A 20,719-nucleotide genomic window follows, 5' to 3' on the forward strand; every position below is an offset into this window, starting at 1 on the left:
GCGCTCGACCATATTTTGTGGAATGCGCGTGATTTTTGGGTGACGCTGGGGCCGAATCTGGCTAGGCTTTTATTGATACGGGGATTCGACCGGACTCCGCACTGTCCGGCGCAACAAACAAGGCAGGCGACATGGAACGGCAGATCCACCTGATGCTCACTGATGACCAGGAATTGAAGCCGCGCATCACCGTCTTTGGCGTCGGTGGTGCGGGTGGCAACGCGGTCAACAACATGATCGACAAGCAGCTGGAGGGTGTCGATTTCGTCGTTGCGAATACCGACGCACAAGCGCTGACGAATTCGAAAGCGGAACAACGCATCCAGATCGGTCCGAAAGTGACCGAAGGCCTTGGCGCCGGCGCGAAACCGTCGATCGGTGCCAAGGCCGCCGAAGAAACCATCGAGGACATTGTCGACCATCTGATGGGCGCTCACATGTGCTTCATCACCGCGGGCATGGGCGGCGGCACCGGCACCGGTGCGGCCCCGATCATCGCCCAAGCAGCGCGCGAGATGGGCATCCTGACCGTCGGCGTCGTCACCAAGCCCTTCCAGTTCGAGGGCACCAAGCGGATGCGTCAGGCCGAGGAGGGCGTCGAGGCCCTGCAAAAGGTCGTCGATACCCTGATCATCATTCCGAACCAGAACCTGTTCCGTCTGGCGAACGAAAAGACCACCTTTACCGAGGCCTTCGCCATGGCCGATGATGTTCTGTATCAGGGCGTCAAGGGCGTGACCGATCTGATGGTGCGTCCGGGCCTGATCAACCTCGACTTTGCTGACGTCCGCGCCGTGATGGATGAGATGGGCAAGGCGATGATGGGGACGGGCGAAGCCTCGGGCGAGAACCGCGCCGTTCAGGCCGCCGAGAAAGCCATCGCCAACCCGCTGCTGGACGAGATCAGCCTCAACGGTGCCAAGGGCGTTCTTATCAATATCACCGGCGGCTACGACCTTACCCTGTTCGAGATGGACGAAGCGGCCGAGAAGATCCGCGAGAAGGTCGATGCCGACGCGAACATCATCGTGGGTTCGACTCTCGATCCGTCGATGGAGGGTTCGATCCGCGTTTCGGTCGTGGCGACCGGTATCGACGCTTCGGCTGCCGAAATCCCTGCACCGCGCCGTGGCATGAAAGAGCCGCTGACGCAGACCCCGACGGTCACGCAGAAGGTCGAAGAGGTCGCGCCGGTTCCGCCGCGCCGCGCTCCGGTTGCCGATCATGTCGAACCGGCGCATCAGCCCGCCGCGGCCCGTACGCAGCATGCAGCACCGGCGGCGCGTTATGAAGAGGACGAAATGCCCCGTCCGGCCTATCAGCCGGAGGTTCGTCAGCCGAGCCAACAGCATAGCGACGCATTGCACGGCGACTCGGGTAGTTTCATCCCGCCGCGCCGTCCGGCAACGCCCGGAACTCCGTCGGACGCGACGATGCAGCGCCTTGCCCAAGCCGTGCAGCGCGCGCCGGAACGTCAGGCCGCTCCACAACAGCGACCGGCAGCCCAAGCGCAACCGCAGCAGGACGTAACCAGCCGCGTGCATAGCCGCATGGGCGGGCTGAGCCGGATGCTTGAGCGCATCTCAGGCCATAGCGACCATTCTGCCGAAAAACCCGCTGCGTCGACCATCGCCGAACGCGTGAATGATCGGGTCGCCGCACGTCGCAACACCGGTTACGATGCGGGTTTCGACGATCTGGCAAGCCCTGATCGGGCAGAAGACAATGTCGAAATTCCGGCATTTCTGCGTCGTCAGGCAAACTGAACCGATCACAAATTTCGCTCTGGAATGATGAGAAGGACCGCTCAGGCGGTCCTTTTCTTTCATTTTATCAGATAGTTGTGGCCGTGTTCCGGTTGGTGGCGGAAAGCGGGGCCGGTTTGTTTCATCTCGTCACAATTCGTTAATTGTGACTTTCCGGTGGCGGCCCTAACTCAGGACAAGGCCAAAGGGCATATGCCCCTTTCGCATCCCTCAGACGACCAAAGAAGACAAGACAGGCAAGATCATGCAAACGACCATCGCTCAGAAAGCTCAGTTCCGCGGAGTCGGGCTGCACTCGGGTGCAGCGGTCCGCCTTGCGATCCTGCCGGCTCCGGCCAATCACGGCATTGTCTTCGTACGCGTCGATCTGGGCGGCGTCCGGATCCCCGCCCGTTGGGACCATGTCACCCCGTCGCAACTGTGCACGCTTCTGGACAACGGCAAGGGCGCAACCGTCTCGACGGTCGAACACGTCATGGCCGCGCTGGCCGGTACCGGAATCACCAATGCCATCGTCGAGGTCAACGGCCCCGAGGTTCCGATTCTCGATGGCTCGTCCGAGCCTTTCGTCAAGGGAATCGTGCGGGCTGGCATCCGTACCCTGAACGGAACCGAGATGCGGGCTATCCGTATCCTCCGTCCGGTCGAGGTGCATCATGGTCAGGGCTTCGCTCGCCTTTCGCCTGCCGATCATCTTGAGATCCATTTCGACATCGATTTCGAAGATGCCGCGATCGGACATCAGGAAAAACGTCTGGATATGGCGAATGGCAGCTTCATTCACGAGTTGATGGACAGCCGCACGTTCTGCCGCCAGTCGGATGTGGTGCAGATGCAGCAGAACGGCCTCGCTTTGGGCGGGACCTATCTGAACGCCGTCGTCATCGACGGCGACCGCATCCTGTCACCGGGCGGCCTGCGCCACTCGGATGAGGCTGTACGCCACAAGATGCTGGATGCCGTGGGCGATCTGGCTCTTGCCGGTGCGCCGTTGCTGGGCCGCTATACCGGACACCGCGCCGGTCACGCCATGACCAACAAGCTGCTGCGCGCACTTTTCGCCGCACCGGACGCATGGGAGTGGGTCACGTTGACGCCCACGATGCAGCGTAAACTTCCCGGTGCGGGTGTCGTGGCCGAGATGGGTGGGCTGCTTGATCCGGTCGAGCATCTCGCCGTCGCGTAACGTCAAATTTGCATTGATGGCGAAAAGGTGCTCAATCTGATGCTCGCAGTGGTATTTTGTCATTTTGCGCCCCCAGATTTTCTGTGCTAGGACGACCGGGCTGTGTGGGGCAACCCCGCGCGCTTGAAAGTTATTTTGACGGGCAGGTAGCAGACATGACGGGCATCAGATCGGCGGGTTCATTGGTCGTGGTGGCACTGTCGGTCGGGCTATTGGCAGGTTGCGGTGGCAGTTCGACTAGCAAGGCTCCCGAATCGCTCGAAAGCTTCACCGCCGAGGAAATCTACAAACGCGGCGAGTACGAACTCGAGAACACGCGCAAACCCGAAGGTGCCGTAAGGTATTTTTCGGAAGTCGAACGGCTTTATCCCTATTCGGAATGGGCCAAACGCGCGTTGATCATGCAGGCCTATTCCTATCATCGCGCCAAGGACTACGAAGAAGCGCGCGGCGCGGCGCAGAGGTTCATCGACACCTATCCCGGTGACGAGGATGCCGCCTACGCCAAATACCTGCTGGCGCTGAGCTATTATGACCAGATCGACGAGGTGGGCCGCGATCAGGGCCTGACCTTCCAGGCGCTGCAATCCCTGCGCGAAGTGATCGAGGAATATCCCGAAAGCGAATACGCCCGCTCGTCGATCCTGAAATTCGATCTGGCGTTCGATCACCTTGCCGCCAAAGAGATGGAAATCGGGCGCTATTACCTGAAACGCGGGCATTACTCTGCCGCGATCAACCGCTTCCGTGTCGTGGTCGAGGATTACCAGACCACGACCCATACGCCCGAAGCGCTGATGCGTCTGGTCGAGGCCTATCTTGCGCTTGGTCTCAACAACGAGGCGCAGACCGCGGGCGCGATTCTAGGCCATAACTTCCGCTCGTCGCCGTTCTATCTTGATGCGTTTGCTCAGCTGCGCGGTGCAGGTCTTGCCCCCGAAGCTGCGGGCAACAGCTGGCTGACTGGGGTCTACCGTCAGGTCATCCAGGGCAAATGGCTGTAATCGTCTGATGCTGCGGCATCTTGATATTCGCGACATGCTGTTGATCGATCGGCTGGAATTGGAATTCCAGCCGGGACTCAACGTTCTGACTGGAGAGACCGGCGCTGGCAAATCCATTCTGCTGGACTGTCTTGGCTTCGTGCTGGGCTGGCGGGGTCGGGCCGATCTGGTCCGTAACGGCGCCAGCCAAGGCGAGGTTACCGCTGTTTTTGACTTGCCCGAGGGACATCCCGCTCGTGCGCTTCTGTCCGAGGCCGGCTTTCCCGTAACGGACGAACTGATTCTGCGTCGTGTGAACGTTGCCGACGGGCGCAAGACCGGCTTTATCAATGACCGCCGTGCTTCTGGCGAGGTACTGCGTGCGCTTTCGGAAACTCTGGTCGAATTGCACGGCCAACACGATGATCGCGGCCTGTTGAATGCGCGCGGGCATCGGATACTGCTGGACGTCTTTGCAGCTGTCGATCTGGCACCGGTACGCGCGGCATGGGCGGCCCGTCGCGATGCACGAGCTGATCTCGCGGCAGCCGAAGCCGCATTGCTGGCTGCGAAAGGCGAAGAGGATTTCCTGCGCCACGCCGTCGCCGAACTTGATAAGCTTGATCCCCAATCCGGCGAAGAAGTTGAACTCGATACACGCCGCCGCGCGATGCAAGGGGCCGAGCGGATCCGCGACGATGTCGCTCGTGCACTGCAGGCGATGGGCTCTGACGGGGCAGAAGGTGCGCTGCTCGATGCGGGGCGCTGGCTGGATGGCGCTGCCGAACGGGCGGGCGGGCAACTGGAGGCTCCGGTGGCGGCACTTCAACGTGCGTTGATCGAATTGTCCGATGCGGTGGCTGGTGTCGAGTCTGCGCTCGAATCGCTGGACTTCGATCCGCACGATCTGGAACTGACCGAGGAGCGACTGTTTGCGTTGCGGGCCTTGGCGCGAAAACATGATGTGCTGGCCGATGATCTTGCCAGCCTTGCCGACGATTTGCGGGCGCGACTGGTCAGCATCGATGCGGGCGAGGGAAATCTTGCGCGGTTGACCGAGGCGGTGGCTGCTGCCGACGCAGATTACGACAAGATCGCTGCAGCACTGACCGCCCGAAGGGCGGCGGCGGCCAAGCGGCTCGATGCCGCGATGGCGGCCGAACTTGCGCCATTAAGGATGGAACGCGCCGTGTTCGAAACACGGCTGGCCGACGCGGAACCGGGACCCGAGGGCAGGGACGCCGTTGCCTTTACTGTCGCAACCAACCCGGGCGCACCAGCTGGCCCCTTGGACAGGATCGCATCAGGTGGCGAATTGTCGCGTTTCCTGCTGGCGCTCAAGGTCTGTCTGGCACGCGGTAACGATGCCTTGGTGCTGATCTTCGATGAGATCGACCGAGGTGTAGGTGGGGCAACTGCCGATGCGGTCGGTCGCAGGCTTGCGCGACTTGCGGATGGTGCGCAGGTCCTTGTCGTGACCCACAGTCCGCAAGTTGCAGCGCTGGGGGGACACCATTTCCGTGTCGCAAAATCGGTCAGTAAGGGAATGACGACGTCGCGGGTCGCGGCCCTCGATTCGTCGCAAAGGGTAGATGAAATCGCCCGAATGCTTGCCGGTGAGGAAATCACTACGGCTGCGCGAGAGGCGGCTCGCGTGCTGCTTCAGGGTTGATCAATCCAGAATATTGTCGATCTGGCGAATAATCGACTGGACCCGCATGGTTTGCGCGTCATAGCGGATAAGTCGTCCGTCGATGACCCCGTAGCCGCTGCCGTTCGGTGCCTGGCTGATCCCGTATAGTCCCGGACGGTTGATCCGGTGCAGATGCGCAGGTTCGATCTGCTGTCCGACGCGCAAAGCCTTTGGCGCAGAAAGTGCCGCGGTTTGAGCGTTCGTTCCTTGCACATCATTGTTTTGGCTATGTTGCGCAAGGGCCATGGTACAAGCCGCGACTGCCATTGCAGCGGCTATGAGATATTTGCGGATATGGGCGGTCATGATCGTTACAGTCTAGCACTCGTTTCTTGCCAAATCGTTAACCGGTGACCGGCTAACACTTCGTCAGGCAAACGAGCGTTTAGGCCGGATGGATCCGGTAGCTCACGCGATTTTGCTCGCAACGACGCGAACTGTGTCTCTGATACATCAGTTGGGGCGATGCATCCCGACAAGCCAAGGCAGCATGGCCGAAAAATCCCTGCCGCGCCCGCCCTCTTGTTCGACGAAGCGGGCATACAGGCTTGCGGCGAGTTGGCCCATTGGCGTCGAGGCGTCCGCGACTTCGGCGGCTTGCTGGCTCAGACGCAAATCCTTGAGCATCAGTTCAGCCGCGAAGCCCGGTTTGTAGCCGTTATCGGCGGGGGAGGTCGGCCCGATCCCCGGCGCGGGGCAATAAGCGTTCATCGACCAGCTATAGCCCGATGACGTCGATACGACGTCGAACATTTTTTGACGATCCAGCCCCAGTTTGTCGGCCAGCGCAAATGCCTCGCAGGTCGCGATCATCGTCGCGCCGAGGATCATGTTGTTGCAGATTTTTGCAGCTTGTCCGGCGCCCGATCCGCCACAATGGACCGCCTTCTGACCCATGATCTCGAATAGCGGTTTGACTGTATCGAACGCTTCGGTCGCCCCGCCGACCATGAAGGTCAGTGTACCGGCCGCAGCGCCCGTGATCCCGCCCGAGACGGGTGCGTCAAGCGACCCCAGCCCCGCATGGGCGGCTTGCCCCGCAACCTCTCTGGCGCTTTCGACATCGACCGTCGAGCAATCGCACAGTACTGTCCCATGCTGCATTGCGGGGATGACTTCGGCGGCGACGCGGCGCAGGATTGCACCGTCCGGCAGCATGGTGACCACCACATCCGCTCCGGCGGCAGCGTCAGCTGCGCTGGCCGCAGGCTGAACCCCATCGGGCATGGGGGCGCTCAGATCGAAGCCCGTGACCTCATGTCCTGCGCGCGCCAGATTCAGGGCCATTGGCCCGCCCATATTGCCGAGCCCGATGAAACCGATTTTCAATTGTCTTCCCCCCATTTCAGATCCGCATCGCCCAACGGCTCAAGGATCGCCCTGACTTTGGCGTCCTGATGGTCGGCGGCCCATTTCGGCTTGCGGTCCTTGTCGATGATCTGGGCACGGACGCCCTCAAGAAAATCGCTTTCAGCCGTGGCCCGCCATGTGAAGCGGTATTCCCGCGCAAGACTGTCGCGGACCGAGCGGTCGCCGCGCGCCGCGCGCACAAGCGCCAGCGTTGCCGCCATCGACAAGGGCGAATTGCGCCGCAATGCCTTGAGGCTGGCTTCATCGCCCGACGTTTCCAATGCCGCGATAATCTCGGCGACGGTGCGTCCGCCAAAGGCCGACAGATCGGCGGTTTCCAGCGGCGCCTCGGGTGGTTCCTGGCCGATGATCAGATCCACATCGCCGGTTGCCGCCAGTCGGTCGATCAGGACGGGCCATTCCTTTTCGGGCAGATAGGTGTCGGCGAAACCGGCATGGATGGCATCGCCCGGACCCATTCGCCCCGAGGTCAGCCCCAAATACTCGCCGATACGCCCCGGAGCATGACCCAGCAGCCAACTGCCTCCGACATCGGGGATCAAGCCTATTCCGGTTTCAGGCATGGCGACCTGCGTGGACTCGCAGACGATGCGATGGCTGGCATGGCCGCCGACTCCGACCCCGCCGCCCATGACGAAACCCTGCATGAAGGCGACAATCGGTTTGGGATAGTCTGCGATCCGCGCATTCATCAGATATTCGTCGCGGAAGAAGTCCCGCCCGACCTGATGGTCGCCCTTAAGGCCAGCGCGATAGACGGCGGCGATGTCGCCGCCAGCGCAGAATGCCCGCTCTCCTTCTGCGTTTATGATGACCAGCGACACGTCGGAATCGTCCTGCCAGATGGCCAAGGCAGCATGGATGGCCAGTGCCATCTCGTGGTTCAGAGCATTCAGGGCCTGCGGGCGGGTAAAGGTGATGCGACCGGCGCGGCGGTCCTTGCGGATCAGGATATCGCCCATCAGGCGCGTTCCGCGAGCAGGGCGCGGCTGACGATCAGGCGCATGATTTCGTTCGTCCCTTCAAGGATCTGGTGGACGCGCAGATCGCGCACAAGTTTCTCGATCCCGTAATCGGCGAGATAGCCGTAGCCGCCATGCAGTTGCAGGCATTGGTTCGCGACGTCAAAAGCGCGGTCGGTGACATGCAGTTTGGCCATGGCGCAGAATTTGCTGGCATCCTTGGCCCCGTGATCCAGCTTCCATGCCGCTTGCCGCAGGAAGACGCGCGAGGATTGCAGCGCGGTCTCCATCTCGGCCAACCGGAATTGCAGGGCTTGGAACTGGTCGAGTGACTGCCCGAAGGCGCGACGCTCGCCCATATAGCGCAGGGTGGCGTCGAGCGCTGCTTGCGCCCCGCCAAGGGCGCTGGCGGCGATATTCAGCCGCCCGCCATCCAGACCCGCCATGGCATAGGAGAAGCCGCGCCCTTGCTCACCCAGAAGGTTTCCCAAAGGAACCACGCAATCATCGAACTGCACCTGCGAGGTCGGCTGCGATTTCCAGCCCATCTTGCGTTCGAGTGCGCCGAAGCTGAGGCCCGCCGTGCCTGCTTCGACGACGACCGAGGAAATCCCCTTAGGCCCGGCCTCACCCGTGCGGACCATGCACAGATAGGCATCGGAATAGCTGCCACCCGAGATAAAGGCCTTGGTGCCATTCAGTCGCCAGCCCTGATCGCTGCGCTCGGCGCGGGTGCGCAAGGCGGCGGCGTCCGAGCCCGAGCCGGGTTCGGTCAGGCAATACGAAAAAATTTTGGACATGCGGCACAGATCGGGCAACCAGCGGGCCTTGGCCTCGGCTGAGCCGAATTTCTCGATCATGCCGCCGCACATGTTATGGATCGACAGGAACGACGCGACCGAAGGGCAGGACATCGACAGCGCCTCGAAAACCAGCGTCCCGTCGAGTCGCGAAAGGCCCGATCCGCCATATTCCTCGCTGACGTAAAGCCCGCCAAGGCCCAGTTCGGCGACTTTCCCCCAAAGCGCGCGGGGAATCGTCCCCTCGGCCTCCCAGTCTTGCGCGAAGGGCGCGATATGCTCGGCCCCGAATTCGCGGGCCATGTCGAAAATGGCCTGCTGTTCTTCGCTCAGCGCGAAATCCATGCTCTCCCCCTCATGGTTTTCGTTATTGGCTGTCCGGTTAAAACCGGAAAATGTTGCGCCAGTTTTGCAGCGCCCCAAAAGGAAAGGCGAGGGCAAATGCCCCCGCCTTGTCGTCTTAATCCAGCGCCTTGAAGTTCAGGCTGGCACCTTCCTTGATGCCCGAGAACCAGCGGGCGGTGACCGTCTTGGTCTTGGTATAGAAGCGGAAGGCGTCGGGTCCGTATTGGTTCAGGTCGCCAAAGGCCGATTTCTTCCAGCCGCCGAAGGTGTAGTAGCTGAGCGGCACGGGGATCGGGAAGTTGATCCCGACCATCCCGACATTGACGCGGCTCGCGAAATCGCGGGCGGTGTCGCCATCGGCGGTGAAGATCGCCGTGCCATTGCCATATTCGTTGTCGATGACGAGGCTCAGCGCGTCTTCATAGGTCTCGGCGCGGACGGTGGACAGGACCGGCCCGAAGATTTCTTCCTTATAGATGTCCATGTCGCGGGTCACGTTGTCGAACAGCGACGGGCCGCAGAAGAAGCCGTTCTCGTAGCCCTGGATTTTCAGCCCGCGACCATCGACGACCAGCTTTGCGCCTTGTTCCACGCCCGAGGCGATCAGTGCATTGATGCGGTCCTGCGAGGCCTTGGTGATGACCGGCCCGAAATCCACGTCGTCGCCGGCGGTATAGGGGCCGACTTTCAGTTTCTCGATGCGCGGGATCAGACGCTCGATCAGCGCATCGGCGGTTTTTTGGCCGACCGGAACCGCGACCGAGATCGCCATGCAACGCTCGCCCGCAGCGCCATAGCCCGCGCCGATCAGCGCGTCAGCGGCCTTATCCAGATCCGCGTCCGGCATGATTAGCATGTGGTTCTTGGCACCGCCGAAGCATTGCGCGCGTTTGCCGTTATTCGCGGCGCGGCCATAGATATATTGCGCGATGGGCGTCGAGCCGACAAAGCCCACGGCCTGAATGGTCGGGTGGTCAAGGATCGCATCGACGACTTCTTTGTCGCCGTTCACGACCTGCAGAACGCCATCGGGCAGACCGGCCTCTTGCGCCAGTTTCGCCAGCGCAATCGCGGTCGAGGGCGTGCGCTCGGACGGTTTCAGGATCATCGCATTACCCGAGGCCAACGCCGGCCCCATTTTCCACAGCGGGATCATGGCGGGGAAGTTGAAGGGGGTGATGCCAGCAACGACGCCAAGCGGCTGACGCATGGAATACAGATCAATTCCGGGGCCGGCGCTGTCGGTAAACTCGCCTTTCAACTGGGCGGGGGTGCCCATGCAGACCTCGATCACCTCAAGGCCGCGCTGCACGTCGCCGCGCGCGTCAGGCAGGGTCTTGCCATGCTCGCGCGAGACGATCTCGGCCAGCTTGTCGATATTGTCGTTGATGAGTTGGCCGAATTTCATCATCACGCGGGCGCGGCGCTGCGGGTTGGTCGCGCCCCAGACCTGCTGGGCGCGCTCGGCGCTGGCGATGGCGGCGTCAAGCTCGGCCGGAGTTGCCAGCGGCAGGCGGGCCTGAACCTCGCCAGTGGCCGGGTTCATCACATCGGTAAAACGACCCGAGGTGCCTTTGACCTCTTTGCCGTCGATCCAGTGGCACAGTTCTTGCATAGCGAGCCTCCCGCAGGGATTTGTGTTTGGGCGGATAATAGGCTTGCAGCATTGCTGGATAAAGCGAAAGTCTGGCAAAAGCGTTTTGCGTTTTTGCAAAGGTACGGCATGGACTGGGACGATCTTCGCATCTTTCTTGCAGTGGCGCGGGCCGATAGCCTGTCGGGCGCGGGCAAGCGTTTGAACATAGATGCCTCGACAGTGGGACGGCGCATCGCGCGGCTGGAAGGCACTCTTGGCGCGAAACTGTTCGTGAAGACCCCGCAGGGCTATGCCTTGGCCCCCGAGGGCGAGCGCTTGCTGCCCCATGCCGAATCCGCCGAACTGGCCCTGAGCGGCGCCAAAGAGGCGCTGTCCGGCCCCGACAACCTTACCGGCCAGTTCCGCATCGGTGCGCCGGACGGTTGTGCCAACTATCTGCTTCCCCAGATCTGCGCCCGTCTTTGCGAAACCCATCCGGGACTGGAAATCCAGATCATCGCCTTGCCACGCGTTTTCAACCTGTCGCGGCGCGAGGCGGATATGGCGATTGCGGTATCCCAGCCGCAGGCGGGCCGGTTGGTGGTGCAGCGTCTGACCGATTACCAACTGCACCTGGCTGCGCACGAGGACTACCTGCGCAGCCGCCCACCGATCCTTGCCCGCGACGATCTTCGGGGCCACCGGATGATCGGTTATATCCCCGACATGATCTTTGACCGCGAACTGGATTACCTGACCGAGACAGGTGCGGAATGGGCGCAACTGACCTCGAATTCAGTCTCGGTGCAGATGCAGGCGATCAGGGCAGGGGCGGGATTGGGGATCGTGCATGACTTCGCCATTCCATTTTGCCCCGGGGTCCGGCGCATTCTGACTGGTCAGATTTCACTGACCCGAAGTTTCTGGCTGATCCGTCATGCCGATGATCGCCGGTCGCAGCGGATGAACCGTCTGGCCGACGCGCTGGGGCAGGGCATCCGGTCGGAGGTGGCACGTTTGCAAGGGTTGCTGACCTCGGAAGGTTCAACCCAAGAGCGCACTTGACGCAAGGCCGCAGCAGCGCAACGCTGAAATCAAGTAGCTATCGCCGAGGAGGAATGACTATGCTCGTGAAGCAGATCCTGTCGATGAAGCCAACGAGCGATGTCTACACCATCGCCCCGACCGCTAGCGTGGCAGATGCCGCACGCATGCTGTCGGACAAGCGCATCGGTGCGATCATCGTCTCGGAAGACGGCAAGCAGGCGCTGGGGATCATCTCGGAACGCGACATCGTGCGCGAGTTGGGCAAGCGTGGCGCGGCGGTGATGGACGCGGTGGTCGCGGACCTGATGACCAGCAAGCTTGTCACCTGCACAACCGGAGAAGACACCCGCGCCGTTCTTGAACGCATGACCGAAGGCCGCTTCCGGCACTTGCCGGTCGTTGATGCCTCGGGAACGATGATCGGGCTGGTCTCGATCGGGGATGCGGTTTCGGCCCGCCTCAAGGAATTGCGCGCCGAGCGCGACGCACTGACCGGAATGATTATGGGGAACTAGCCTTGTCCGCATCGCCCTTGGGCGCGGAGCCCCTTGCAAATTTCCGCTAAAACCTGTTTCGGTTGGCCGTTTCGTTAAACAGGGGGGCAGGTCCATGCGTATCGGACTTTATCCGGGGACTTTCGATCCGATCACGCTGGGTCACGTGGACATTATCGAACGCGCGTTGGCGCTGGTTGACCGGTTGGTGATCGGCGTCGCGATCAATCGCGACAAGGGACCGCTTTTCCCACTGGACGAACGGGTCGATATGGTCCGGCGCGAATGCGACATGATCACCAAGCGACTCGGCGGCGAGATTCTGGTCCATCCGTTCGAGAACCTGCTAATCGATTGCGCCCGTGATGTCGGGGCGACGGTCATCGTGCGCGGGCTTCGTGCTGTCGCGGATTTCGAGTACGAATTCCAGATGGTCGGGATGAACCGGACGCTTGATTCCACCATCGAGACGGTATTCCTGATGGCCGATGCGCGTCGTCAGGCCATTGCCTCGAAGCTGGTGAAGGAAATTGCGCGACTTGGTGGGGATGTCAGCAAGTTCGTGCCACCCGCCGTGAACGACGCGCTGATCGCCCGCTTTCCGGCCTGACGCTATGGCGCTCGGGCCATCCCGCAGGAGAGACCATGCCTGACGACCCGAAGCAGCCTATCCCGATGCCGATCCCTGATCCGGATCGGCCGCCTTTGCCCGATCCTCTGCCCGATCCCGGCCAGGACGAACAATCGACCTGATCCAACAAAAAAGGGCGGCCATTCAGCCGCCCTTCAATCCCTGTGCCCGAACGGTCAGTCTTCGGTGCTTTGAGGCTTGGCAACCGGCGGAGCCAGTTTGGGCGTAATGCCATTGGCCAGCGGATCTTCCTGACGCTGCACCGAGCCTTCGAAATGGGCGCCCGATTCGATGGCGATGGTTTTGTGGATGATGTCGCCCTCGACACGCGCGGTGGCGGTCAGGCGGACCTTCAGGCCGCGGACACGACCGACGACGCGGCCATTCACGACGACCTCTTCGGCGACGATCTCGCCACGGATGGTCGCGCTTTCGCCGACGATCAGTTGATGGGCACGAATGTCACCTTCGATGGTGCCTTCGACCTGAATATCGCCCTGGGTTTTGATATTGCCCGTAACCGTCAGATCGGAGGACAGGATCGACGGAGCGGTACGCGTGCGCGGAGTCGAAGCAGGCGAGGCCGGGATGTCGAAGTTGCTTTCCAAGTTCCGGGTGCTTTCGGGTTCGGTCGCCGGTTGGGGCTGGGTCCTGGGTCCGGGTTCGGTGACTCGCGTCTTAGAAAACATTTTGGGCTGCCTTGATGAAGGTCATAGGGTTCATGGCACGACCGTTCACGCGGACTTCGTAGTGAAGATGCGGACCGGTCGATCGACCGGTACTGCCCATAGCACCGATCAGGCTTCCGCGCGATACCTTTTGACCCACCTTGACCTTAATCTTGGATAGGTGCCCGAACCGGGTCTCGACGCCCATTTCATGCTGGATCTTGATGAGGTTTCCATAGGCACCCATTCGACCGGCGTAGATCACTGTCCCCTCTGCCGTCGAGTAGATCGGAGTTCCGACCGGCGCAGCCATGTCGATCCCCTCATGCGCGCGACCCCAACGACGCCCGAAGGGCGAGGTATAGCGGAAGGCGCTTTTCACCGGCATCGCCAGCGGCATCTTTTCGACCGCGATGCGGTAGGTGTTCATCTTGTCGAGCGTGATCATGATCTCTTTGGCTTTAGCTTCGCCCTGAGAGATCGCGGCGTCGCCGCTCGATGAATAGCTGACGGGGTTCAACGGACCGCCTTCGCCCGAATAGCCCCGACGGATGGTTTTCAACACGTCGTCGGGATTCATGCCGACATTGCGGAACATCTCGTCCAGCGGCTTGACCGAGATCGTCACGGCATCTTCCAGCTGCGACATGATCTCGTCGTTATGGGCGATAATCTGGTCGCGTTCGACGGTCAGTGCCTCGGCAGTGCGCTTGGCTTCGGTGGCTTCGACCGATGCCTTGCTGCGGTCATCGACGGCCTGCTTCAATTCGCCGGACAGGATATCGAATGCGGCTTGCAGTTCGGCGGTGCGTTCAAGCGGAACCGCCTTGCTGTCCGATGCGTTGACCCCCAAAGCATCATCGCGCTGCTTCAGAGCGACCTGCAGGCTGCTTTGGATCGCGTCCATGCCGGTTTCCAGTTCGCGGCGACGGGCCTCGGAGTCGAGAAGTTGCGACTGCATGTCCGAGACCTGGTCAAGCGCGACCGTAAAGCGGTTCTGCGCAGCGACCGCCTCGGCAGCGCGGGCATCGCGTTCGGTCGATAGATCGGTCAGGCGGGCCTCGAACGCACCTTGGGAACGACGGGCGTGATCGCGTGTTCCTTGGGCGCTGATGGCGTCAATCGCCAGGATTGAGCTGGCGATGATCGTCCAGCCGAACAGAACAGCCGCGCCCCCCAAGGCAACAAGCTGGACCGCCGGGCTAAGCCTGACGAAGCGGGTCGAACTGTCCGATTTCAGAAAGAGACGCTGTTCTGGCAGCCAGCGCTCTAGCACCGAATTCAGACTGTGTGTGATGCGCAATGTCCCTGATCCATTCTGTTTGCTTCGCGACCTGACCGAGCAGAGGCGGCCGCGGTTGCCATTCATAAATCCGAGCTGTGCTCAAAGCGCAACATTTGGAGAAATACTGCTTTGAATATGGGCGGATTGACGCCGATCTTTTTCAGGCAAATCAGTCAAGATTTGCCACTACTCAACCCATAGTTGATTCACGAAGTTCTGAGCCTTTCGTGAGGTTTTCGCCATAGATCTCTGAGGTTTTTTGGAAAACTCCGTGACATGCCGCCATATACCGTAGCGTCGGGCGGAAAACCGGTTCGTTTAGCTTTCGCTCCATTTATGCCCTGCAATCGGGCAGAAACGACGTGCGAGGTGGGAACTTTGAAGATGACGCTGCGTTGCAGCGTCCGCGTTGCGGCGATCAGCCCTGCCGCAGCAGCTGCCTTTCGCGCGCCATGACCCACAGCGTCGATAAGATCGATCCAGCCGAGACCGTCACCATGATGACCAGCAGCGGGGCCGCGCCGGCTTCGTCGTGTAGAAACGCACCGGCCAAAGCGGCAAGCCCCGCGCCTCCTGCCACCGCCATGGCACCGCCAAGACCGCTGGCGGTGCCCGCCAGTTCGGGGCGGACGCTCATCATTCCGGCATTGGCGTTCGGTAGCAACATACCGTTACCCAGCCCCATAACCGCGACTGATCCGAAGAAGATCAGCGGCGTCTGGTTGCCGATGATATCGATGAGCAGGGCGATGGCCAACGGTATCGTGCAGATGATGGCCCCTGCCAGTATCATCCGGTTCATGCCGATCCTGATCGAGAACCGCGCCGACAGAAAGTTGCCCAACGCATAGCCCAGCGAGGGCGCGGCGAACCAGTAACCTACCTCGGCGGGTGTCAGGTGCAGGACCCTTTGGCCGACAAACGGTGCGCCGCCCAGATAGGCGTAAAAGGCGCCTGCACTCAGGGTTGCTGCCAAGGCATAGCCCCAGAACCGGTGCGAGCGGGCAAGCTGGGGATAGGTGGCAATCTGCTGGCGCAATGGAACGCCCGCGCCTCGGGCGGTCTCGTGCAGATTGAACCAGCAGACGACCAGAACGACGCTGCCGAGGATGCCCATCGTGGCGAAACTGGCCTTCCAGCCGAAGCTTTCATCCAGCACACCGCCGATTGTCGGTGCAATCATCGGCACCAGAGACATGCCCATGGTGACATAGCCGATCATGCTTGCGGCGTTTTCCGCGGGAACCATGTCCCGCACCACGGCGCGGCTCAGGACGAAGCCGACAGTGATCACCGCTTGCAACATGCGGAAGAACAGGAACCAGCCCGCCGTTGGCGCCAGCAGCGTGCCAGCCGTCGCGACAAGGAAGATCGAGAATGCACCAAGGATCACTGGCCTGCGTCCGAACAGATCGCTGACCGGTCCGCAAAGCAGTTGCAGCACTGCACTGACGCCCAGAAATGCCGAGACGGAAAGCTGCATGACGGCGTAATCCACGCCGAAATCCCGCGCCATCCCGGGCAGCGAGGGCAAGAAGATGTTCATCGCAAGCGCGCCCACGCCGGTAATCGAAACCAGCGTCAGAAGGCTGGGCCGCGGGGCGGCCATATCGGTTTTCGGCGTCATGCCGATCTATTCGCGCGTCTCCGCGGGAATGACAACCGGCTGATTGTATGGAAGTGCTTCTTCCTTATGCGAGGAACCGCCGAAATTCGAAAAGATCAGGAACGCACCAAGGCAGATCAGGGCAAAGCCCGCCAGCACGTTCCAGGTGATTTTCTCGCCCAGATAGGCCCATGAGAAGACCACGAAGACCGACAGGCTGATGACTTCTTGGATGGTTTTCAACTGCGCCGCGTTGAAATGCCCGTAGCCGATCCGGTTGGCAGGAACCTGCAACAGATACTCGAAAAACGCGATGCCCCAGCTGACCAAGACCACGACGAAAAGCGGCGCGGCCTTGAACTTCAGGTGCCCATACCACGCGAAAGTCATGAAGACGTTCGAGGCCAGCAGTAGCCCGATGGTCAGGGCCGGGACGGGCAGGGTCATCAGTTGTGATCCCAGCTGCGATGCTTTTCGAGGTTGCCGAAGCGGGTGAAGCGGCCCTCGAAGGACAGTTCCACCGTACCGATCGGACCGTGACGCTGCTTGCCGATGATGACCTCGGCCTTGCCATGGCAGGATTCCATGATCTGCTGCCATGCGGCCATCTTGTCCAACTCATGGTCGGCGGGCTTTTCGCGCTCGCGGTAATATTCCTCACGGAAGACGAACATCACGATGTCGGCGTCCTGCTCGATTGAGCCGGATTCGCGCAGGTCCGAAAGCTGCGGGCGTTTGTCCTCGCGGCTTTCGACGGCGCGCGACAGCTGCGACAAGGCGATGACGGGGATGTCCAGCTCCTTGGCGATGGCTTTGAGGCCCTGCGTGATCTCGGACACCTCGTTCACGCGGCTGTCCTTGGCGGTCGCTGCGCGCAGAAGTTGAAGATAGTCCACGATCAACACGTCGAGGCCCATCGTCCGTTTCAACTTGCGCGCGCGGGCGGCAAGCTGGTTGATCGGCAAAGCGGGCGTGTCGTCGATGTAAAGCGGGCAGTTCTGCAGGTCATGCGCGGCTTTGACGAAGCGGCGGAACTCATCCTCGGTCATGTCACCGCGACGGATCGATTCCGAAGGAACCTCGGCGGCTTCTGAAAGGATACGTGCGGCCAACTGCTCGGCCGACATCTCAAGGCTGAAGAAGCCCACGACGCCGCCCGCCACCGTGCCATGTGTGCCGTCCGACTGCTCGCCCATGCGATGCACCTTGGCGACATTGAAGGCGATGTTAGTGGCCAGCGAGGTTTTCCCCATCGAGGGGCGACCGGCCAGAATGATCAGGTCCGAGCGGTTCAAGCCGCCCATCTTGGCGTCCAGATCGATCAGGCCGCAGGAGACGCCGGAAAGCCCGCCGCCCCGGCTGAAGGCCGCGTTCGCCGCATTCAGCGCGCCGCTGACCGCCGACAGGAAGCTTTGGAAGCCGCGCTCGGCGGTGCCTTGTTCGCCCAGCTTGTAAAGCGTTTGCTCGGCTTCCTTAATCTGCTCTTCAGCGGAATCGGAAACCGAAACGGTGGAGGCACGGGAAGAGATGTCCTGTCCGAGCGTAATCAGGTCGCGGCGCAGCGCGAATTCGCGGATCATCTGCGCATAGTCGCGCGCGGCATGGGATGAGATCGCCGCACCGGCCAGACGCGCCAGATAGGCCGGACCACCCAGTTCCTTGAGGCCCGCGTCGTTTTCCATGAAGGCCTTGATCGTCACCGGGCTGGCAAGGGCGTTCTTGGCGATGCGCTCGATGCAGATCTCATAGATGCGGCGATGGACCGGATCGTAAAAATGCTTGGGCTGGATGATGCGCGAAACGTGGTCATAGACCTCGTTATTGGTGAGCAGTGCGCCCAGCAATTGCTGTTCGGCCTCGATCGAGAAGGGCACGGCCTGCGCGGCGGCGGCCTCGGCGATCTCGCTTGGGTTTCTGATTTCGACGGCGCGTAGCTCGCTCATCCCTTGTGGGCTCCGGATGTTCGACTCGGGTGAGGGTTGTTATCCACCCTAGATGGTCTGGGGTCCATCTGGATATCTTGTGGATAAGCTGGGGACAAGATTGCCGCCCGCGCTTGTGGCACGGGCGGCGTGATGTTTCCGCAGCGTTACGGCTTACGGGTGGGCGGCCTGCCATGCGCGCGGATCGGTCAGGAAGCTCTCGACCTCGTTCAGCGTGGCTTCATCGTAGAAGCCCTGCGCCTTGGCCTCGGCCAGAACGTCCCACCAAGTGCAGAGGTAGTGCAGCTGCACGCCGTGATCGGCAAGGCGCTGGGTCGTTTCCGGGAAGATGCCGTAATAGAAGATCACTGCGGTATGGGCGCAGGAGGCACCGGTCTCGCGGATCGCATCGACGAAGCTGAGCTTCGAGCCGCCATCGGTGGTCAGATCCTCGACCAGCAACACGCGCTCGCCCTCGGACATGGCGCCTTCGATGCGGGCGTTGCGGCCATAACCTTTGGGCTTCTTGCGCACATAGGTCATCGGCAGTTCAAGCCGCTCGGCGACCAAAGCCGCGAAGGGAATGCCCGCCGTCTCGCCACCGGCGATATTGTCGAAAGCGTCGAAACCCGCATCGCGCAGCACCGTCGCCGACAGGAAATCCATCAGCGTCGAGCGGATGCGCGGGAAGCTGATCAGCTTGCGGCAGTCGATATAGGTCGGGCCTTTCAGACCCGAAGCATAGGTATAGGGCTCGGCCGCGTTGAAATGGACGGCCTTGATCTCAAGCAGCATCCGGGCGGTCAGGCGCGCGATTTCCTCACGCGGGGGGAAGGGCAGGGTCATGCGGGGTCCTCGACATGCCAATACAGCGGGAAGCCGGGATCGAAAACGGTGACGGTCTCGTCTCCGGCGGGGATATGGGTGGGGTACTCCGCCGGAATGTCGCGTCTGACAAGCCGGATGGAGTCCTCGTTCACCGGCAGCCGGTAGAATGCAGGACCATGCAGCGAGGTAAACCCTTCGAGCCGATCAAGTGCTCCTTCGTTTTCGAAGACCTGCGCAAGGATCGACATGGTGTTCGGTGCGGTAAAGCATCCCGCGCAGCCACAGGCCGATTCCTTGGCGCGGTCGGGATGCGGTGCCGAGTCGGTACCAAGGAAGAAACGCGGATCGCCCGAGGTCGCGGCCTTCAACAGCGCCAGACGGTGCGTCTCGCGTTTGGCGACCGGTAGGCAATAATAATGGGGGCGTATGCCGCCGACGAGAATGTGGTTGCGGTTGATCACCAGATGATGCGTCGTAATCGTTGCGCCGATGTTCTCGTTTGATGAGACGTATTCGACGCCGTTCGCCGTGGTGATATGTTCCATGACCACCCGCAGACCGGGAGTGGCGCGGCGGATCGGGTCCAGCACTCGGTCGATGAAGACAGCCTCGCGGTCGAAGATATCGACGGCGGGGTCAGTCACCTCTCCGTGCATGCAAAGCGGGATGCCTGCTTCGGCCATCGCGTCAAGCACGGGACGGACCTTGTCGAAATCACGCACGCCCGAGGCCGAGTTCGTCGTCGCGCCGGCCGGATACAATTTCACCGCCGAGATGATTCCCTGCTGGTGAGCGGCAACCAGATCGGCAGGATCGGTCGCCTCGGTCAGATACAGCGTCATCAACGGACGCAGCGTCACATTTTCGGGCAGGGCCGCAAGAATGCGGTCGCGATAGGCAGCCGCCTGAGCTCCGGTGACAACCGGAGGCACAAGGTTCGGCATGATGATGGCCCGACCGAAATGGCTGGAATATGCTGCAACTGCAGCAAGCATCTCACCGTCGCGCAGATGCAGATGCCAGTCGTCAGGGCGGCGAAGCGTCACGGAATTTGTCATGGCTTTCCTCTATACCGGCAGAAACGGCATGGAAATAGCTCACGGGCATCACTCGAAAGAATGACTTGGCAATCTTGGCGGCGAGGCGCAGGTTCGCTTGCTAATATATCAATCGACGGAGGTCAGAATGGCGAATGGCAAGCTTGACCCGTTTGCAATGGGCAATCCGATGGTGCTGTGGACCCAGATGGCGCGGATCGCCTGGGAATCGCAGATGGTGATTGCGATGCGCACGGCCGGAATGATGGGGCTGGTGCGGCAGGATGCGAATGAGCCGACGCGGATGGTGGTCGAAAAGGCCGATGCCGCATCCGAGGCAATGGTTGCGGCACTGCGGGCTGCTGGGCGCGGCGAACGAGCCGATCGGGTGATGGCGGCGGCGCTGCGTCCATATCGGCGCCGGACCAAAGCTAATGTGAAGCGCCTGTCGAACAAGAAGTGACCTCGGACGCGGTACACGCGCCTGACGAATGCGAAACGCGCCCCGAATTGGGGCGC

Annotated in this window: 19 protein-coding genes and 1 pseudogene; 8 read left to right on the top strand and 12 right to left on the bottom strand. The window is 61.5% G+C overall.

Features of this window, described 5'->3' with window-relative positions; all coding sequences use genetic code 11:
• Positions 1-131 precede the first annotated feature (131 nt).
• From ftsZ to recN, 4 genes are all read left to right on the top strand, one after another.
• A complete protein-coding gene (gene ftsZ / locus GL286_RS06095; protein WP_155094671.1) occupies positions 132-1,766 on the top strand; it encodes a cell division protein FtsZ in 1,635 nt (544 codons plus the stop codon).
• Between the two features lie 244 nt (positions 1,767-2,010).
• Entirely contained in the window at positions 2,011-2,952 is a 942-nt protein-coding gene (gene lpxC / locus GL286_RS06100; RefSeq protein ID WP_155094672.1) for a UDP-3-O-acyl-N-acetylglucosamine deacetylase, read from the top strand.
• A gap of 155 nt (positions 2,953-3,107) precedes the next feature.
• Positions 3,108-3,956: an outer membrane protein assembly factor BamD gene (locus GL286_RS06105; RefSeq protein WP_155094673.1), complete on the top strand. Its 849-nt coding sequence runs from the start codon at positions 3,108-3,110 to the stop codon at positions 3,954-3,956.
• 7 nt (positions 3,957-3,963) lie between these two features.
• Positions 3,964-5,607, top strand: a complete 1,644-nt coding sequence (gene recN, locus GL286_RS06110) for a DNA repair protein RecN (RefSeq protein WP_155094674.1) — start codon at positions 3,964-3,966, stop codon at positions 5,605-5,607.
• Here the strand turns inward: recN and GL286_RS06115 are convergent, their stop codons facing one another.
• The 5 genes from GL286_RS06115 to GL286_RS06135 form a co-directional block, all read right to left on the bottom strand.
• A complete protein-coding gene (locus tag GL286_RS06115; protein WP_155094675.1) occupies positions 5,608-5,934 on the bottom strand; it encodes a hypothetical protein in 327 nt (108 codons plus the stop codon).
• 147 nt (positions 5,935-6,081) lie between these two features.
• Positions 6,082-6,957 (bottom strand): 3-hydroxyisobutyrate dehydrogenase, encoded by an 876-nt coding sequence (gene mmsB / locus GL286_RS06120; protein ID WP_155094676.1) that lies wholly within the window; start codon positions 6,955-6,957, stop codon positions 6,082-6,084.
• Positions 6,954-7,961 carry an enoyl-CoA hydratase/isomerase family protein gene (locus GL286_RS06125; RefSeq protein WP_155094677.1) on the bottom strand — a complete coding sequence of 336 codons (1,008 nt, stop codon included), beginning with the start codon at positions 7,959-7,961 and terminating at the stop codon, positions 6,954-6,956. Before GL286_RS06125 ends, mmsB begins: the two co-directional genes overlap by 4 nt.
• Positions 7,961-9,106 (bottom strand): acyl-CoA dehydrogenase family protein, encoded by a 1,146-nt coding sequence (locus tag GL286_RS06130; protein ID WP_155094678.1) that lies wholly within the window; start codon positions 9,104-9,106, stop codon positions 7,961-7,963. Before GL286_RS06130 ends, GL286_RS06125 begins: the two co-directional genes overlap by 1 nt.
• A 115-nt stretch (positions 9,107-9,221) precedes the next feature.
• Positions 9,222-10,721, bottom strand: coding sequence for a CoA-acylating methylmalonate-semialdehyde dehydrogenase (locus tag GL286_RS06135; protein ID WP_155094679.1), 1,500 nt, complete (start codon positions 10,719-10,721; stop codon positions 9,222-9,224).
• A 108-nt stretch (positions 10,722-10,829) separates the two neighbouring features.
• On the opposite strand from GL286_RS06135, the gene GL286_RS06140 reads away from it, so the two are divergent.
• The 3 genes from GL286_RS06140 to coaD all read left to right on the top strand — a co-directional run bounded on the left by GL286_RS06140 (position 10,830) and on the right by coaD (position 12,833).
• A complete protein-coding gene (locus tag GL286_RS06140) occupies positions 10,830-11,747 on the top strand; it encodes a LysR family transcriptional regulator (protein WP_155094680.1) in 918 nt (305 codons plus the stop codon).
• A gap of 59 nt (positions 11,748-11,806) precedes the next feature.
• Positions 11,807-12,244, top strand: coding sequence for a CBS domain-containing protein (locus GL286_RS06145; RefSeq protein WP_155094909.1), 438 nt, complete (start codon positions 11,807-11,809; stop codon positions 12,242-12,244).
• A gap of 94 nt (positions 12,245-12,338) precedes the next feature.
• Positions 12,339-12,833, top strand: a complete 495-nt coding sequence (gene coaD, locus GL286_RS06150) for a pantetheine-phosphate adenylyltransferase (RefSeq protein WP_155094681.1) — start codon at positions 12,339-12,341, stop codon at positions 12,831-12,833.
• Between the two features lie 197 nt (positions 12,834-13,030).
• Here the strand turns inward: coaD and GL286_RS06155 are convergent, their stop codons facing one another.
• The 7 genes and pseudogenes from GL286_RS06155 to pyrC form a co-directional block, all read right to left on the bottom strand.
• A complete protein-coding gene (locus GL286_RS06155; protein ID WP_155094682.1) occupies positions 13,031-13,543 on the bottom strand; it encodes a bactofilin family protein in 513 nt (170 codons plus the stop codon).
• Positions 13,533-14,825, bottom strand: coding sequence for a M23 family metallopeptidase (locus GL286_RS06160; protein WP_155094683.1), 1,293 nt, complete (start codon positions 14,823-14,825; stop codon positions 13,533-13,535). Before GL286_RS06160 ends, GL286_RS06155 begins: the two co-directional genes overlap by 11 nt.
• A 400-nt stretch (positions 14,826-15,225) precedes the next feature.
• Entirely contained in the window at positions 15,226-16,434 is a 1,209-nt protein-coding gene (locus GL286_RS06165; protein ID WP_155094684.1) for a multidrug effflux MFS transporter, read from the bottom strand.
• 78 nt (positions 16,435-16,512) lie between these two features.
• Positions 16,513-16,860 (bottom strand): annotated as a pseudogene (locus tag GL286_RS06170) (DMT family protein); the annotation flags it as partial.
• On the bottom strand, positions 16,860-18,356 hold the full coding sequence (locus tag GL286_RS06175; RefSeq protein ID WP_155094686.1) for a replicative DNA helicase: 1,497 nt from the start codon (positions 18,354-18,356) through the stop codon (positions 16,860-16,862). The pseudogene GL286_RS06170 and the gene GL286_RS06175, both read right to left, overlap by 1 nt.
• A gap of 153 nt (positions 18,357-18,509) precedes the next feature.
• Positions 18,510-19,181 carry an orotate phosphoribosyltransferase gene (locus tag GL286_RS06180; protein ID WP_155094687.1) on the bottom strand — a complete coding sequence of 224 codons (672 nt, stop codon included), beginning with the start codon at positions 19,179-19,181 and terminating at the stop codon, positions 18,510-18,512.
• Positions 19,178-20,221 (bottom strand): dihydroorotase, encoded by a 1,044-nt coding sequence (pyrC, locus tag GL286_RS06185; protein ID WP_155094688.1) that lies wholly within the window; start codon positions 20,219-20,221, stop codon positions 19,178-19,180. Before pyrC ends, GL286_RS06180 begins: the two co-directional genes overlap by 4 nt.
• A gap of 127 nt (positions 20,222-20,348) precedes the next feature.
• On the opposite strand from pyrC, the gene GL286_RS06190 reads away from it, so the two are divergent.
• A complete protein-coding gene (locus GL286_RS06190; RefSeq protein WP_155094689.1) occupies positions 20,349-20,663 on the top strand; it encodes an antibiotic ABC transporter in 315 nt (104 codons plus the stop codon).
• The last annotated feature ends 56 nt before the right edge of the window (positions 20,664-20,719 follow it).

This window comes from Paracoccus aestuariivivens, assembly GCF_009711225.1.
In the GTDB taxonomy this organism is placed as follows: Bacteria; Pseudomonadota; Alphaproteobacteria; order Rhodobacterales; family Rhodobacteraceae; genus Paracoccus; species Paracoccus aestuariivivens.

Excerpts from the sequence above, each read along its gene's own strand:
- ftsZ (WP_155094671.1), top strand. The coding sequence starts at position 132 with ATGGAACGGCAGATCCACCTGATGCTCACTGATGACCAGGAATTGAAG.
- pyrC (WP_155094688.1), bottom strand. The coding sequence starts at position 20,221 with ATGACAAATTCCGTGACGCTTCGCCGCCCTGACGACTGGCATCTGCAT.
- GL286_RS06180 (WP_155094687.1), bottom strand. The coding sequence starts at position 19,181 with ATGACCCTGCCCTTCCCCCCGCGTGAGGAAATCGCGCGCCTGACCGCC.
- GL286_RS06115 (WP_155094675.1), bottom strand. The coding sequence starts at position 5,934 with ATGACCGCCCATATCCGCAAATATCTCATAGCCGCTGCAATGGCAGTC.
- GL286_RS06155 (WP_155094682.1), bottom strand. The coding sequence starts at position 13,543 with ATGTTTTCTAAGACGCGAGTCACCGAACCCGGACCCAGGACCCAGCCC.
- GL286_RS06135 (WP_155094679.1), bottom strand. The coding sequence starts at position 10,721 with ATGCAAGAACTGTGCCACTGGATCGACGGCAAAGAGGTCAAAGGCACC.
- GL286_RS06145 (WP_155094909.1), top strand. The coding sequence starts at position 11,807 with ATGCTCGTGAAGCAGATCCTGTCGATGAAGCCAACGAGCGATGTCTAC.
- GL286_RS06130 (WP_155094678.1), bottom strand. The coding sequence starts at position 9,106 with ATGGATTTCGCGCTGAGCGAAGAACAGCAGGCCATTTTCGACATGGCC.
- recN (WP_155094674.1), top strand. The coding sequence starts at position 3,964 with ATGCTGCGGCATCTTGATATTCGCGACATGCTGTTGATCGATCGGCTG.
- coaD (WP_155094681.1), top strand. The coding sequence starts at position 12,339 with ATGCGTATCGGACTTTATCCGGGGACTTTCGATCCGATCACGCTGGGT.
- GL286_RS06140 (WP_155094680.1), top strand. The coding sequence starts at position 10,830 with ATGGACTGGGACGATCTTCGCATCTTTCTTGCAGTGGCGCGGGCCGAT.
- GL286_RS06190 (WP_155094689.1), top strand. The coding sequence starts at position 20,349 with ATGGCGAATGGCAAGCTTGACCCGTTTGCAATGGGCAATCCGATGGTG.
- lpxC (WP_155094672.1), top strand. The coding sequence starts at position 2,011 with ATGCAAACGACCATCGCTCAGAAAGCTCAGTTCCGCGGAGTCGGGCTG.
- GL286_RS06125 (WP_155094677.1), bottom strand. The coding sequence starts at position 7,961 with ATGGGCGATATCCTGATCCGCAAGGACCGCCGCGCCGGTCGCATCACC.
- GL286_RS06105 (WP_155094673.1), top strand. The coding sequence starts at position 3,108 with ATGACGGGCATCAGATCGGCGGGTTCATTGGTCGTGGTGGCACTGTCG.
- GL286_RS06175 (WP_155094686.1), bottom strand. The coding sequence starts at position 18,356 with ATGAGCGAGCTACGCGCCGTCGAAATCAGAAACCCAAGCGAGATCGCC.
- GL286_RS06165 (WP_155094684.1), bottom strand. The coding sequence starts at position 16,434 with ATGACGCCGAAAACCGATATGGCCGCCCCGCGGCCCAGCCTTCTGACG.